A 13,178-nucleotide genomic window follows, 5' to 3' on the forward strand; every position below is an offset into this window, starting at 1 on the left:
GCGTAACGGGGCCGAGTGGCGCGGCCGGGTCGCGCGTAACAGGCCGCGTGGCGTGGCCGAAAGGGTGCGTAACGCGGCGCGGCGTAACGGGGCCCAGTCGCACGTAACGCGGCGCGGCGTCACGCGGCCGCTTTTTTACCGACGCGTAACTTCCCCTGCCCCGCCACCCCTGCGTAACTTGGCATGAACGCGGCAATCCCCATGCCGCGTCCCCCATCAGTGGTCCGGGCCACGGGGCGTCCCGCCGACGCCCCACCCATTCCTCGAGCCGCAGGGAGACCACTCGATGCTGCCCTCACCCCTCCGCCGCGCGTTCAGAGCGGCGCTGGCCGCCCTCGCCCTCACCGTCGCCGCGACCCTCACCCCGGCCACGGGAACCGCCCACGCCGCCACCGCGCCCAGCAGCGGCTGGAACGACTACTCCTGCAAGCCGTCCGCGGCCCACCCCCGGCCCGTCGTGCTCGTCCACGGCACGTTCGCCAACTCCGTCGACAACTGGCTCGGCCTCGCGCCGTACCTGGTGCGGCGCGGCTACTGCGTCTTCTCGCTCGACTACGGGCAGCTGCCCGGCGTGCCGTTCGTCCACGGCCTCGGCCCCATCGAGAAGTCGGCCGAACAGCTCGACGCGTACGTCGACGAGGTCCTCGCCGCGACCGGCGCCGCCGAGGCCGACCTCGTCGGCCACTCGCAGGGCGGCATGATGCCCCGCCACTACCTCAAGTTCCTCGGCGGCGCCGACAAGGTGAACGCCCTCGTCGGCATCGCCCCCGACAACCACGGCACCACGCTGCTCGGCCTGACCGCGCTGCTGCCGTACTTCCCCGGCGTGGCCCACCTGCTGAACGAGAAGACCCCGGCCCTCGCCGACCAGGTGGCCGGCTCGCCGTTCCTGACGAAGCTCAACGAGGGCGGCGACACCGTCCCCGGCGTCGACTACACCGTCATCGCCACCAGGTACGACCAGGTCGTCACGCCGTACCGCTCCCAGTTCCTCGACGGCCCGCGTGTCCGAAACGTGCTCCTCCAGGACCTGTGCCCCCTGGACTTCTCCGAGCACGTGGCGATAGGGCTGACCGACCGGATCGTGTTCCACGAGGTCGTGAACGCGCTGGATCCGGCGCACGCGACACCGACCACGTGCGCGTCAGTCGTCAACTGAAGGGACTGAAGTGAAGTTCAGCTACGTGCTCCTTCCCGACTACCCGCTGACCGACTCCCTGGCCTCCATCAGGCTCGCCGACGAACTCGGCTTCCACGCCTGCTACGCCGCCGACGAGACCTGGCACAAGGACATGTGGCTGCTCTTCGCGGCGGCGGCCGGACAGACCAGCCGCATCCGCTTCGGGCCCAGCCTCTCCTCCGTCGTCCTGCGCGAACCCACCCTCATCGCGCAGTCCCTCGCCACCCTCGACGAACTGTCCGGCGGACGCGCCGAAGGCGTGATCTCCAGCGGGAACTTCGGCCTCCTCGCCCAGTACGGCATCGACTGGGCCGCGCAGCGCCCGCTGTCCCGCACCAAGGAGGCGCTGCACGTCATCCGCACCCTGCTGGACGAGGGCACCCTCACGTACGACGGCGAGTTCTTCCGGTACGACGGGCTGTTCACCTTCGCCCGGCCGGTACAGGACCACCTGCCGGTCAAACTGGGCGCGATGCGCGGACCCAGGTCCTTCGAGGCGGCGGGCGAGCTGTCGGACGGCTGCCACCACGCGCTCAGCTACACGCGCGAGGCGTACGACTACGCCGTCGGCCGCATCCGCGCCGGCGCCGAGCGCGCGGGCAAGGACTGGCGGTCCCTCGACATCGGGGCGTGGGTGGTCTTCGCCACCGGACCCGACGGGGCGAAGGCCAAGGAGGCCGCCCGCTCCATGGTCGGCATCTACGCCTCCGCCATGCCGGAGGAGCAGTTGCGCCGCAACGGCGTCGACCCGGCCGAGCTCAAGCCGGTGATCGACGCCATCGGCGCCGGCGACCTCGCCCGGGGCATCGAGCTGACCTCGCCGGAGATCGCGGAGAAGCTGTCGGTGTCGGGCACGCCCGAGGAGTGCCTGGAGAAGATCCGCCGCGAGATCGAGCCGAGCGGGGTCAACCACATGATCTGCGCCGTCACGGACCGGGCGCTGGTGCGGGCCTTCACCGGTCGGGACCTGGAGGGCGTCGCGGACGTGGACACGCAGCTGCGCCTGATCCACGACCACCTCATGCCGGTGTGGGAGTGAGCGTGGCATGACGGTGCCGGGGCCCGCCTCCGCGCGGACCCCGGCACCGTCGGTCTGTACGCCGCCGTCAGCGGCCGTGCCGCCCCGCCGGGGCGGACTTGCGGCGCGCGGCACCGAACAGCACCGCGGCCCCGAGGGCCAGGACGGCCGCGCCGCCGACCGCCACGTACGTGGTCGTGCCGTCGGCACCGGTCTCGGCGAGGTTGTCCCCGCCGGCCGCGGTCGCGGGCGCGGCGGCGGGCGACGGGGTGCTCGCGTCGTTCGCCTGGGGAGCGTTGGCCCCGGGCGCCTCGGCCCCGGGCGTCTTCGTGTCCTTCGGCGGCTGGGCGGCCGACGCAGGGGCGGACGGCTGCGGGGTGCGGTGCTCGTCGCCCCCGTGGCCGCCGTGGTCGACCGTCGACTGGTCGGCGCCGTCCTCGATCTGCTGGTCGGAGGGGGCCGAGGCGGTCGGCGCCGGGGCGGAGCCGCCGCTGTCCTTGCCGAAGACCACGTCGGAGCAGGTGTAGAACGCCTCGGGGGAGTCGGAGCGCTGCCAGATCGAGTAGACCAGGTGGCGCCCGGACTTCGCCGGGACGACGCCGTCGAAGACGTACGCGCCGTTCTCCAGCTTCGGGTTGGTCACCTTCGCGAACGGCTTGGCCTCCAGGTCCGACCACTTCAGCGGCTTGGACGGGTCGTAGCCGTCCTTGGTGATGTACAGCTCGAAGGAGCCCTTGTGCGGCGCGGTCGCCTTGTAGTGGAAGGTGTGCTTGCCGGCGGCGAGCGGCGAGGACGGCCAGTCCGCGCGGGGCAGGTCGAGCCCCTTGTACTTGTCGCGGTTGGCGCTGCACAGCTTGCCGTCGGGGATCAGCCGCTGGTGGTTCCCGGCGGCGTTGGCGATGTTGACCTCGTTCCAGTCGTAGAACGCCTGCGCCCCGCTCGCCGCGACCGCCGCCTTGCACGCCGCGGAGTCGGGGCTCTCGGGCCCCTCGGCGTAACAGGCGGACACCCGGCTGACGGGGTCCGTCAACGTCCCGTGCGCGGCGGCCGGGGCGGCGGCCAGTCCTGCCAGCGCGAGCGGCGCGGCTCCGAGGACGGCGGCTGCGGCGGCCGTACGGCGGCGAGAGCTCATGGTGACGTACTCCTTCGAGGGACGGCGTTGTGGGGGGTGGCTACGGAAACCGGATCCGGACGGGCGGCGCAGCCCCCCGATGAGCTCGGCGCCGACGGCCCGGACCAGCCCGGTGATCAGCAAGCTAGCCCCTCGAAACCCCGAAAAGGCCTGCAGGGAGCGGTGGATGGGGATTCTTATGCTCCGCTTAAGGGAGCGCTAAGAAGACGATCAGGAAGCGGCCTTCCGGATCCCGCTCAGCCATGCGCCCGGCCTGGCAGGTCGAGTGGCAGACGAGTGGCGGACATCACGTTTCGACGCGTACATCCCTCGCACGACCTCGGGGGTCTGGCATGACGCGCTGAAGCGCACGCGAATGAGGAGACAAGTATGGCGATCAACAAGACGCTGGTGAGCGCGGCCGTCTGCGCCGCCGTGGCCCTGACCCTGACGGGTTGCTCGAAGAGCGACGGCGGCACGTCCGACAAGGCCGGCAAGGCGACCCCGAGCGCGTCGCCGTCGCCGGCGAAGCCGGTCGACCCCTTCGCGGGGATGACGGCCGACCAGATCGCCGACAAGTCGCTGGACGTCACCAAGACCGTCGATTCCGTCAAGGTGAAGCTCACGGACGCTTCGCAGAAGCCGCCCACGGTGGTCGGCGTCACCATCGGCAAGACGGGTGACTGCGAAGGGACGACGACCGAGGCGGGGGCGACCGCCCAGCTCCGCAAGGTCGGCAAGGCGTACTACATCAAGGGCGACGCGAAGTTCTGGGGGCAGTCGCTCAAGGAGGACGGCTCCTCCCAGGAGGAGATCGATGCCGTGGTCGAGCTGACCAAGGGCCGCTGGATGAAGGTGCCGGCTTCGGAGATGGAGGGGGACGAGATGGCGGCGATGTGTGACATCGACGCCATGCTGGCGCCGGCCGACGAGGCTGGCACGGGCTTCGCCAGGGGCGCCGACAGCACCGTCAACGGCCAGCCCGCAGCCGTCCTGTCCAAGAAGGAAGGCGACGAGACGATCACGCTCTACGTCGCCACCACGGGACAGCCGTACCTGCTGAAGGGCGTCACCGAGGGGGGCGAGGACCCCGGGCCGATCGAGCTCAGCGACTTCGACAAGCCCCTCACCATCACCGCGCCGCCCGCCGACGAGGTGATCGACGCGGAGAAGCTCGGCGGCTGAGGCCCCGCCCGGCCGACCTCCCCGCCGGACCCCGTCACGAGGCCCGTCCCGCCCACCGTGGGCGAGACGGGCCTCGTCGTGTCTCAGCCCACCCTCCGGTACCGCCGTTCCGGCCGGCCCGTGCCGCCGTACCGCAGGGTCACCTCCGCGCGGCCCGTCTCCGCGAAGTACTCCAGGTACCGGCGGGCGCTCACGCGCGACAGCGAGCCCGCCTCCGCGCACTCCGCGGCCGACAGGCCTCCCGGATGGGCCCGCAGGATGCGGTCCACCAGCTCCGCCGTGTGCGGCGCCAGGCCCTTCGGGAGTTCGCGCGAGCCCGGCGGGCGCGTGCCGAAGATCTGGTCCACGTCCTCCTGGCGCGCCTCGTCCAACGCGTCCAGACGGCTCCGCACCGCCGCCACGTGCAGCAGCTGATCGCGCAGCGCCGCCTGGCTGAAGGGCTTGATCAGATAGTGCAGGGCCCCGGCGCGCAGCGCCGAGCGGACCGTGCCCGCGTCCCGCGCCGCCGTGATGAACAGCGCGTCCACGCCGTGCCCCGCCGCCCGCAGCGCGCGCAGCACGGCGATCCCGTCCATGTCGGGCAGGTAGACGTCCAGCAGCACCACGTCCGGGCGCAGGGCATCGGCCGCCCGCAGCGCCTCCGCGCCGGTGTGCGCGGCCCCCACGACCGTGAAGCCCTCCACGGCGGAGACATAGCGGCAGTGCAGCTTGGCGACCATGAAGTCGTCGTCGACCACCAGCACCTTCGTCACGGCGACACGCTAGGTCGTGACCACAACGACCACAACGTCCGTTGGTTGCGGAAGGGAGACAGCTTCTTCACGCACGGGCAACATGTGGGCCACCTCACACCCTTCCGACACGAAAGGCGGCTCCGTTGCGATCGCGCACCCCGCTCGCCCTGCTCGGCGCGGCGCTGCTGGTCCTCCTGGGACCGCCGCTGCTCACCCCGGGCAGCGGCTCCGACACCGGCACCCGGATCCCCGGCCTGCGCCTCATGGTGCCCAACACCCCCGGCGGCGGGTACGACATCACCGCGCGCACCGCGGCCAAGAACGCCGAGGACGCGGGCCTCACCCAGGACATCGAGGTCTTCAACCTGCCCGGCGCCGGCGGCACCGTCGGCCTGACCCGGCTCGTCGGCGAGCACGGCAACGGCAAGCTCGCCATGTCCATGGGCCTCGGCGTCGTCGGAGCCGTCCACACCAACAAGACCCCGGCGACCCTCGCCGACACCACGCCCATCGCCCGGCTCACCGAGGAGCAGGACATCGTGGTCGTCGGCAAGGACTCCCCGTACAAGACCATCCAGGACCTGCTGGCGGCCTGGCGCGCAAACCCCGGCAAGCTGCCCGTCGGCGGCGGGTCGTCGCCCGGCGGGCCCGACCACCTCGCGCCGATGCTGATGGCGCAGGCCGCCGGGATCGCCCCGAAATCCGTGAACTACGTCCCGTTCGACGGCGGTGGCGAGCTGCTCGCCTCCATCCTCGGCGACAAGGTCGCCTTCGGTGTCTCCGGCGTCGGCGAGTACCTCGACCAGATCAAGGCGGGCGAACTGCGGCTGCTGGCCGTCACCGGCCCCCAGCGCGTCCCCGGCCTCGACGCGCCGACCCTCCGCGAGGCGGGACTCGACACCGAGTTCACCAACTGGCGCGGCATCGTCGCACCGCCCGGCCTCTCCGCCGCCGAGCGCGACAAGCTCATCGGTCTCGTCACCGCGCTGCACGACTCCCCGCAGTGGCGCGCCTCCCTCGAGAAGAACGGCTGGACGGACGCCTTCCTCGCCGGGGACCGGTTCGGCGCCTTCCTCGACGAGCAGGACCGCCGGGTCGACTCCGTCCTGAAGGAGCTGGGACTGTGACCACGCCCACCGACCGCCGCTCCTGGCTGCGCGAGCACTCCGAGCTCGGCGTCGGCCTGCTGCTCGCCGTCATCGGCGTACTCGTCCTGACCGACGCCCTGACGATGGACGTCGACCTCGCGCAGCGCGGGCCCGTCGGCCCCACCACCGTCCCCCTCGTCGTCGGCGCGGGCCTCCTCGCCGTCGCCGTCCTCCTCGCCGTCGACGTCCTGCGCGGCGGGCGCGGCGAAGCCGAGGGCGGCGAGGACGTCGACCTGTCCGAGCCGAGCGACTGGCGCACGGTCCTCCTCCTCGCCGGAGTCTTCCTCGCGGCCGCCGTCCTCATCGACCCGCTCGGCTTCCCCCTCGCGGGCGCGCTGCTCTTCTGGGGCTCCGCGTACGCGCTCGGCAGCCGGCGCCTCGACCGGGACCCGCTCGTCGCGGCCGTCCTCTCCGTCCTCACCCACCTCGTCTTCACCCACCTGCTCGGCGTCCCGCTCCCCGGCGGACCGCTGATGGGAGTGCTCTGATGGATGCCCTGAACTCCCTCCTCGGCGGCTTCTCCACCGCCCTCACCCCCATGAACCTGCTCTGGGCGGCGATCGGGGTCCTGCTCGGCACCGCCATCGGCGTCCTGCCCGGCATCGGCCCGGCCATGGCCGTCGCGCTGCTGCTGCCCGTGACGTACGGGCTGGAGCCCACCGGCGCGTTCATCATGTTCGCGGGCATCTACTACGGCGCGATGTTCGGCGGCTCGACCACCTCCATCCTGCTCAACACCCCGGGCGAGAGCGCCGCCGTCGTCGCCGCCATCGAGGGCAACCCGATGGCCAAGGCCGGGCGCGGCGCGCAGGCGCTCGCGGCCGCCGCGGGCGGCCACTTCGCCGGCGGCATGATCGGCACGATCCTGCTCGTCGCCCTCGCCCCGACCGTCGCCGACCTGGCGGTGGACATCGGCGCGCCCGACTACTTCGCCCTCATGGTGCTGGCGTTCATCGCCGTGACGTCGGTCCTCGGCTCGTCCCGGATCCGGGGCCTGGCCTCCCTCCTCATCGGCCTCACCCTCGGCCTGGTCGGCCTGGACCAGATGACCGGCCAGCAGCGGCTCACCTTCGGCTCGCTCCAACTGGCCGACGGCATCGACGTCGTCATCGTCGCGGTCGGCCTCTTCGCGATCGGCGAGGCGCTGTGGGTCGCCGCCCACCTGCGGCGTACCGGCGGCAACGCGATCCCCGTCGGCCGGCCCTGGCTCGGCCGCGCGGACCTCCGGCGCACCTGGAAGCCGTGGCTGCGCGGACCGCTGATCGGCTTCCCGTTCGGCGCGATCCCGGCCGGCGGCGCCGAGATCCCGACCTTCCTGTCGTACGTCACCGAGAAGCGGCTGTCCAAGCACAAGGACGAGTTCGGGCGCGGCGCCATCGAGGGCGTCGCCGGACCGGAGTCGGCGGCGTCCGCCTCGGCGGCCGGCACCCTGGTCTCGATGCTCACCCTCGGGCTGCCGACCACGGCCGTCGCCGCCGTGATGCTCGCCGCCTTCCAGCAGTACGGCATCCAGCCCGGACCGCTGCTCTTCGAGCGCGAACCGGAGCTGGTGTGGGGCCTGATCGCCTCGCTCTTCGTCGGCATGGTGCTGCTGCTCGCGCTGAACCTGCCCCTCGCACCCCTGTGGGCCAAGCTGCTGCGCATCCCGCGCCCCTACCTGTACGCAGGGATCCTCTTCTTCGCGGCGGTCGGCGCGTACGCGGTCGGCGGCGAGGCCCTGGACCTGGTCGTCCTGCTGGTCATCGGGCTCATCGGATTCGGCATGCGCCGCTACGGCCTGCCCGTGCTGCCCGCCGTCATCGGCGTCATCCTCGGCCCGGCCGCCGAACAGCAGCTGCGCCGCGCGCTCCAGATCAGCGACGGCAGCGTCACCGGCCTGGTCGACACGCCGTTCTCGGTAGCCGTCTACGCCGTGATCGTGCTCCTGCTCGCCTGGCCCCTGCTGAGGAAGGTGATCTTCCGCCGCCGTAACGTACGGGCATGAACGATCTTGAAATCCGGCTCGCGACCCCCGCCGACACCGGCCGCGTGAAGGCCGTCACCGACGCGGCCTACCACCACTACATCGCGCGGATCGGTCTCGTACCGGCCCCGATGGAGGCGGACCACGCGGCCGACGTCGCGGCGGGCAGGGTGTTCGTCACCGGTGCCCCCGTGGCCGGCCTCGCCGTGGTGCGGACCGAGGCCGACCACCTGTACCTGGACAACCTCGCCGTCCACCCCGACGCGCAGGGCACCGGCCTCGGCCGGCGCCTGCTCGCCTTCGTGGAGGAGCGCGCCCGCGAGCTCGGCCTGCCCGAGGTGCGGCTCCTCACGAACGCGATGATGTGGGAGAACCAGAAGATGTACGAGCGGTACGGCTACGAGGTCGTCGAACGGCGCCTGGACGGCCCGTACGACCGCATCCACTACCGCAAGCCCGTCTCCTGACCTACGCCCCCGGCGCCGGCCCCCGCCCGGGTCCCCGGCCCCCGCCCGGCAGGCGGCCTTCGCGGGCCAGGACCTCCAGCGCGTCCAGCGCCTCACGGGCGGCGGCCGCCGCCTCCGGGTCCCGCTCCGCCAGGCCGCTCGCCTCGAACTCGTCCTCGTCCAGGCGCAGGACCTCGGCTCCGTCCCCCGACACCCACAGGTCGAGGTCCAGGTCCTCCACCACCACCTCGCCGCCGTCGACGACGGCGGGCCGCGTGATGTCGCAGTACCAGCCCTTGAGGGCGCCCGTCCCGTCCCGGACCTCCTTCACCGCGTACCACCGGTCCCGCCAGTAGTGCTCCGTGAAGACGTCGCCCGGCTCGAACCGTACGAAGCCGAAGTCCCGCACCCCGTCCACGGCCCAGGGCGCGCGGACGGTGAGCCTGGTGCCGTCGTCGGTGACGAGCTCCGCCGGGTAACGGATCTTCGTACGGCCCGCCTTGACGAGGCGGATGTCAACCGAGCGTGCGGACATGCCGGACCTCCGTCGCGCAGATCTCGTACCCGAACCACTTGTTGATGGCCAGCATCGGCCCGTTCTCGCCGTCGTTGCTGGTGTACGCGTCGGTGAAGCCGGCCGCGCGGGCGCGGCGCAGCGAGTCCGTCTTGGCCAGCTTGGCCAGGCCCCGGCCGCGGAACGCGCGCAGGGTGCCGGTCATACCGGAGACGTACCGCGTCTCCTCGTCCGTGTAGGCGGCCGTGTACGACGCCACCCGGCCGTCCACGGTCACGACGGTCGACAGACCGCGGTGCAGCAGCGGGTTGTTCCAGATCGTCGCCAGCCAGTCCTCGTAGTCGTCGAGGTCGGTGTCGATGTCGCTCGGCTCGTCCGACGTCGCCTCCGCGTCCGCCTCGAACATCGGGCGCGGGTCGGCCTCGTAGTCCGCGGCGGTGCGCAGCTCGACACCCGGCGGGAGGGCGCCCGGCAGCTCGGGCAGGGCCGCGCGGGCCAGGTCCAGGTGCTGGAAGTGCGCGGTCCGGGTGGGGCGGTAGCCGCGCTTCTCGGCGAACGCCCGGCTCCCGGGCTCGTCCAGCACCCAGCTGTAGACCGCCGTGGCGCCCTCGGCGGCCAGGTGCTCCTCGGCCGCCCGCAGCAGCATCGCGCCCGCGCCCTGGCCCCGGTGACCGGGATGGACCTGCGGAGTGGCATGGGACTGGCCGGGGTCGCTGCTGTCGTACGCGATGCCGGCATAGGCCGTGCCGATGATCTCGCCGTCCTTCTCGGCGACCAGCAGCCGCATCTTCTCGGCCGGGTTCGCCGTCTCGACGTCGAAGAGCACGGAGCGGGGCGTCACCGCCATGAAAGGCACGGTCACGCGCCGCGACCGGCTCACGGCCTCGGCGTCCTCGGGTCGGAAATCGCGCACGATCACAGTCATGGGGCCGACGCTACGCGCGGTCCGGCGACGGCCGCCTCCCCATTTCCGCGCCCCGGGGGAGAGGTGGGGGACAATCGGCCCCGTGACCTTGACGATCTCCATCGACGCGGGTTCCTCCACCGCCCCGTACGAACAGCTCCGCGCCCAGATCTCCGAGCAGGCCCGCTCCGGCCGCCTCCCGGTCGGCTACAGGCTGCCGACCGTCCGCGGCCTGGCGGAGGAGCTGGGCCTCGCCGCGAACACGGTCGCCAAGGCGTACCGGGTGCTGGAGGCCGACGGCGTGATCGAAACCCGCGGCCGCGGCGGCACGTTCATCGCCCCGGCGGCCGACGCCGCCGCCCGCCAGGCCGCCACGGCCGCCACCGCGTACGCGACGGAGGCCCACCGCCTGGGCCTCACCCACGCCGAGGCCATCGCGGCGATCACGGACGCGCTGCGGGCGGCGTACGGCGACCAGTACCGCCATCCGTAGGAACTGGTGCTTCTCCGTCAGGCGCCGGGCCGCTGCCGGGCGAGGAACTCCTCGAACGCCGCCCTCTGCTTCGGGTCCATGAAGCCCTGGCGGACATCGCGGGCCTGCTCTTCGAGCCACCGCGCCTCGGCGGGGTCCAGGAGCTCGGCGACCACCACGCCTCCGCGAGCGACCGCCGTGCGCCCTCCCACGCGACGGCGAAAGAGCGTGAACGGCCCGAATTCCGCCGGGTGGGCCAGTTCCGGCCGTTCCGCTCCGGCCCCGCTCTCGTCCCCGGTGTCACTCATCGGGTACGCCGCGGGCGCCCAATGCTCCCAGAGCGCCAGCGTGGCCGCGGGCACGAGCACGGCGTGCTCCGGCTCTCCAGGCCCCTCCCACACGAACGTGACGGTGACGGGCTCGCCGACCGCCTCGGCCAGCCCGAGCACCCTCTCCACCTCGTCGTTGATCGGGTAAGCCGCCACTACTTCGGTCTGTATCCCCATGGCGGCCGAGGCTACCGGCCGCTACAGGTACAGCCCCGCGTCGCGGCCCTTCGGCTGGTCCGGGACCGAGGCCGGGCCCGTGCCGCGGCGCAGGGCGTACAGCTCGGCCAGGGTCGCGCCGTCGCGTCCGACGCCCTCCTCGGTGCCGAGCCAGGCCACCGACTCCTCGCGCGTGAGCGGCCCCACCTCGATGCGGGCGAGGCAGCGGCCCGGGCGGACCACCGCGGGGTGGAGGCGCTCCAGGTCCTCGTTGGTGGTCACGCCCACCAGGACGTTGCGGCCCTGGCCCAGCAGACCGTCCGTCAGGTTCAGCAACCGGGACAGGGCCTGGCCCGCCGTGTGCCGGGCCTCGCCCCGGATCAGTTCGTCGCAGTCCTCCAGGAGCAGCAGCCGCCAGCGGCCGTTGGCGGTGCCCTCGTCCTCGCCGATCGCGATGTCCATCAGGTAGCCGACGTCGTTGAACAGCCGCTCCGGATCCAGCACGCAGTCCACCTGGCACCAGTCCCGCCACGACCGGGCCAGCGTGCGCAGCGCGGACGTCTTGCCCGTGCCCGGCGGGCCGTGCAGGAGCAGCAGCCGGCCCGCGATGTCGTCCGGCGTGACCTTCATCAGCCGGTCCATCGCCTCGGCCACCGGCGCCGTGTAGTTGGGCCGCACCTCCTCCCACGTGCCCGCCGCGATCCGGCGCGTCGTACGGTGCGGGCCGCGCCGCGGCGACACGTACCAGAAGCCCATGGTGACGTTGTCGGGCTGCGGTTCCGGCTCGTCCTGCGCGCCGTCGGTCGCCTGCTGGAGGATCCGCTCGGCCAGCTCGGCGTCGGTCGCCGTGACGGTGACGTCGGCGCCGCGGTTCCAGCGGGAGACCAGCAGCGTCCAGCCGTCGCCCTCGGCGAGGGTCGCGCTGCGGTCGTCGTCGCGCGCCGCGCGCAGCACCGCACCACCCGGCGGGAACAGCTCCGCGCCGGGCTTGACCCGGTCGATGGTGGTGCTCCGCGCGTACGGCTGCTCGCCCGTCGCGAAGCGCCCCAGGAACAGCGCGTCGACGACGTCGGCGGGGGAGTCGCTGTCGTCGACGTTGAGCCGGATCGGCAGGGCCTCGTGCGGGTTGGCAGACATGCCCCCCATGATCCGGCACACGCGGCCGCGCCGCACGGCGTTTATGTATGGATGCCACGGATGCCACGGATCCCGCGGCCGCCCCCCAAGGCCGTCCCGGCGCGCCGTACCGCGCGCACCACCGCGTACCCCTTCGTGAGCGCCCGGTCCTTCGCGAACGTCCGCCCGATCGCCCGCCCTTCCACGAGCCGCTCGAACGTCTCGATGCGGGTGCCGCGCCGTACGGTCACCCTGCGCAGCGCGTACGGCCCCTGCGACCGCCGGGCCAGCGCGTTGCCCACGGCGAGCGACTGCGCGAAGCCGGCCTCGCGCACCGCACTTCGCACGCGCCGGGTGGAGTAGCCGTACGGGTAGGCGAAGGACACCGGCGCGGCCCCCAGCTCCGCGGCGATGATCTCCCGGCACCGTACGGTCTCCGACCGCAGCCGCGCGTCGTCGAGCTGGTCCAGTTGGGGATGCGTGTGGGTGTGGCCGCCGATCTCCGTGCCCGCGGCGGCCAGTTCGCGCACCTGGCTCCAGTCGAGCATGGTGTCCAGGGCGCCGCCCTCCTCGTACGCGCCCCGCAGCCAGCCCGTCGTGACGAACAGCGTGGCGGCGAACCCGTGCGAGGCGAGGACGGGGAGGGCGTACCGGTGCACGCCCTCGTAGCCGTCGTCGAAGGTGATCAGTACGGGCCGCGGCGGCAGCCGCACGCCGCCCCGCCAGGCCGCACCCAGCTCCGCGGCCGTGACCGGGGTGAACCCGCGCTCGGAGAGCAGCGCCATCTGCGCCGCGAACGCCTCGGGCGCGACGGACAGCCCGTACGCCGCCTGCGCGGGCCGGTGCCCGACGGCGTGGTACATCAGGATCGGCACGGGCTCGGTCACGACGCGCCTCCGGTC

General features: G+C 72.8%; 15 protein-coding genes. 8 read left to right on the forward strand and 7 right to left on the reverse strand.

The window, feature by feature from the left end; translation table 11 throughout:
* The first annotated feature begins 286 nt into the window (after positions 1-286).
* Together ACZ42X_RS15715 and ACZ42X_RS15720 are read left to right on the forward strand one after the other, a co-directional pair.
* Positions 287-1,159 (forward strand): esterase/lipase family protein, encoded by an 873-nt coding sequence (locus ACZ42X_RS15715; RefSeq protein WP_468289424.1) that lies wholly within the window; start codon positions 287-289, stop codon positions 1,157-1,159.
* A 10-nt stretch (positions 1,160-1,169) separates the two neighbouring features.
* Positions 1,170-2,219: an LLM class flavin-dependent oxidoreductase gene (locus ACZ42X_RS15720; RefSeq protein ID WP_468289426.1), complete on the forward strand. Its 1,050-nt coding sequence runs from the start codon at positions 1,170-1,172 to the stop codon at positions 2,217-2,219.
* Positions 2,220-2,286: 67 nt separating this feature from the next.
* Here the strand turns inward: ACZ42X_RS15720 and ACZ42X_RS15725 are convergent, their stop codons facing one another.
* Entirely contained in the window at positions 2,287-3,330 is a 1,044-nt protein-coding gene (locus ACZ42X_RS15725) for a lytic polysaccharide monooxygenase auxiliary activity family 9 protein (protein WP_468289429.1), read from the reverse strand.
* A gap of 369 nt (positions 3,331-3,699) precedes the next feature.
* Between ACZ42X_RS15725 and ACZ42X_RS15730 the strand changes: the two genes are divergently transcribed.
* Positions 3,700-4,494 carry a hypothetical protein gene (locus ACZ42X_RS15730; RefSeq protein WP_468289432.1) on the forward strand — a complete coding sequence of 265 codons (795 nt, stop codon included), beginning with the start codon at positions 3,700-3,702 and terminating at the stop codon, positions 4,492-4,494.
* Positions 4,495-4,577: 83 nt separating this feature from the next.
* On the opposite strand, the gene ACZ42X_RS15735 is transcribed toward ACZ42X_RS15730, so the two are convergent.
* A complete protein-coding gene (locus tag ACZ42X_RS15735; RefSeq protein WP_468289434.1) occupies positions 4,578-5,246 on the reverse strand; it encodes a response regulator in 669 nt (222 codons plus the stop codon).
* A gap of 125 nt (positions 5,247-5,371) precedes the next feature.
* Here ACZ42X_RS15735 and ACZ42X_RS15740 point away from each other — a divergent pair, with 125 nt between their 5' ends.
* From ACZ42X_RS15740 to ACZ42X_RS15755, 4 genes are read left to right on the forward strand one after another with little or no spacing between them, the layout of a single operon-like run.
* On the forward strand, positions 5,372-6,355 hold the full coding sequence (locus tag ACZ42X_RS15740) for a Bug family tripartite tricarboxylate transporter substrate binding protein (RefSeq protein WP_468289437.1): 984 nt from the start codon (positions 5,372-5,374) through the stop codon (positions 6,353-6,355).
* Positions 6,352-6,864, forward strand: coding sequence for a tripartite tricarboxylate transporter TctB family protein (locus ACZ42X_RS15745; protein ID WP_468289440.1), 513 nt, complete (start codon positions 6,352-6,354; stop codon positions 6,862-6,864). The genes ACZ42X_RS15740 and ACZ42X_RS15745 overlap by 4 nt, the downstream gene beginning before the upstream one ends.
* The gene (locus tag ACZ42X_RS15750) at positions 6,864-8,360 is read left to right on the forward strand and encodes a tripartite tricarboxylate transporter permease (RefSeq protein WP_468289443.1); all 1,497 of its coding nucleotides are present in this window, start codon (positions 6,864-6,866) and stop codon (positions 8,358-8,360) included. The genes ACZ42X_RS15745 and ACZ42X_RS15750 overlap by 1 nt, the downstream gene beginning before the upstream one ends.
* A complete protein-coding gene (locus ACZ42X_RS15755) occupies positions 8,357-8,806 on the forward strand; it encodes a GNAT family N-acetyltransferase (protein ID WP_468289445.1) in 450 nt (149 codons plus the stop codon). The genes ACZ42X_RS15750 and ACZ42X_RS15755 overlap by 4 nt, the downstream gene beginning before the upstream one ends.
* A gap of 1 nt (position 8,807) precedes the next feature.
* On the opposite strand, the gene ACZ42X_RS15760 is transcribed toward ACZ42X_RS15755, so the two are convergent.
* Together ACZ42X_RS15760 and ACZ42X_RS15765 are read right to left on the reverse strand one after the other, a co-directional pair.
* Positions 8,808-9,320 (reverse strand): ribonuclease FAU-1 family protein, encoded by a 513-nt coding sequence (locus ACZ42X_RS15760; RefSeq protein WP_468289447.1) that lies wholly within the window; start codon positions 9,318-9,320, stop codon positions 8,808-8,810.
* Positions 9,301-10,224, reverse strand: a complete 924-nt coding sequence (locus tag ACZ42X_RS15765; protein WP_468289450.1) for a GNAT family N-acetyltransferase — start codon at positions 10,222-10,224, stop codon at positions 9,301-9,303. The genes ACZ42X_RS15760 and ACZ42X_RS15765 overlap by 20 nt, the downstream gene beginning before the upstream one ends.
* A gap of 82 nt (positions 10,225-10,306) precedes the next feature.
* Between ACZ42X_RS15765 and ACZ42X_RS15770 the strand changes: the two genes are divergently transcribed.
* Positions 10,307-10,696 (forward strand): GntR family transcriptional regulator, encoded by a 390-nt coding sequence (locus ACZ42X_RS15770; protein ID WP_468289452.1) that lies wholly within the window; start codon positions 10,307-10,309, stop codon positions 10,694-10,696.
* Positions 10,697-10,713: 17 nt separating this feature from the next.
* Here the strand turns inward: ACZ42X_RS15770 and ACZ42X_RS15775 are convergent, their stop codons facing one another.
* Genes ACZ42X_RS15775 through ACZ42X_RS15785 form a run of 3 tightly spaced genes read right to left on the reverse strand, consistent with a single transcriptional unit; the run spans position 10,714 to position 13,139 of the window.
* Entirely contained in the window at positions 10,714-11,181 is a 468-nt protein-coding gene (locus ACZ42X_RS15775) for a hypothetical protein (RefSeq protein ID WP_468289454.1), read from the reverse strand.
* 21 nt (positions 11,182-11,202) lie between these two features.
* The gene (locus tag ACZ42X_RS15780) at positions 11,203-12,297 is read right to left on the reverse strand and encodes a DUF5925 domain-containing protein (protein WP_468289457.1); all 1,095 of its coding nucleotides are present in this window, start codon (positions 12,295-12,297) and stop codon (positions 11,203-11,205) included.
* Between the two features lie 41 nt (positions 12,298-12,338).
* Positions 12,339-13,139 (reverse strand): polysaccharide deacetylase family protein, encoded by an 801-nt coding sequence (locus tag ACZ42X_RS15785; protein WP_468290143.1) that lies wholly within the window; start codon positions 13,137-13,139, stop codon positions 12,339-12,341.
* Between the last annotated feature and the right edge of the window lie 39 nt (positions 13,140-13,178).

Source organism: Streptomyces sp. NPDC030862 (assembly GCF_055571835.1).

What these genes read in the sequence shown, in the direction of transcription:
- ACZ42X_RS15715 (WP_468289424.1), top strand. Translation starts at nt 287, where the DNA reads ATGCTGCCCTCACCCCTCCGCCGCGCGTTCAGAGCGGCGCTGGCCGCC.
- ACZ42X_RS15725 (WP_468289429.1), bottom strand. Translation starts at nt 3,330, where the DNA reads ATGAGCTCTCGCCGCCGTACGGCCGCCGCAGCCGCCGTCCTCGGAGCC.
- ACZ42X_RS15730 (WP_468289432.1), top strand. Translation starts at nt 3,700, where the DNA reads ATGGCGATCAACAAGACGCTGGTGAGCGCGGCCGTCTGCGCCGCCGTG.
- ACZ42X_RS15750 (WP_468289443.1), top strand. Translation starts at nt 6,864, where the DNA reads ATGGATGCCCTGAACTCCCTCCTCGGCGGCTTCTCCACCGCCCTCACC.
- ACZ42X_RS15755 (WP_468289445.1), top strand. Translation starts at nt 8,357, where the DNA reads ATGAACGATCTTGAAATCCGGCTCGCGACCCCCGCCGACACCGGCCGC.
- ACZ42X_RS15760 (WP_468289447.1), bottom strand. Translation starts at nt 9,320, where the DNA reads ATGTCCGCACGCTCGGTTGACATCCGCCTCGTCAAGGCGGGCCGTACG.
- ACZ42X_RS15765 (WP_468289450.1), bottom strand. Translation starts at nt 10,224, where the DNA reads ATGACTGTGATCGTGCGCGATTTCCGACCCGAGGACGCCGAGGCCGTG.
- ACZ42X_RS15775 (WP_468289454.1), bottom strand. Translation starts at nt 11,181, where the DNA reads ATGGGGATACAGACCGAAGTAGTGGCGGCTTACCCGATCAACGACGAG.
- ACZ42X_RS15780 (WP_468289457.1), bottom strand. Translation starts at nt 12,297, where the DNA reads ATGTCTGCCAACCCGCACGAGGCCCTGCCGATCCGGCTCAACGTCGAC.
- ACZ42X_RS15785 (WP_468290143.1), bottom strand. Translation starts at nt 13,139, where the DNA reads ATGTACCACGCCGTCGGGCACCGGCCCGCGCAGGCGGCGTACGGGCTG.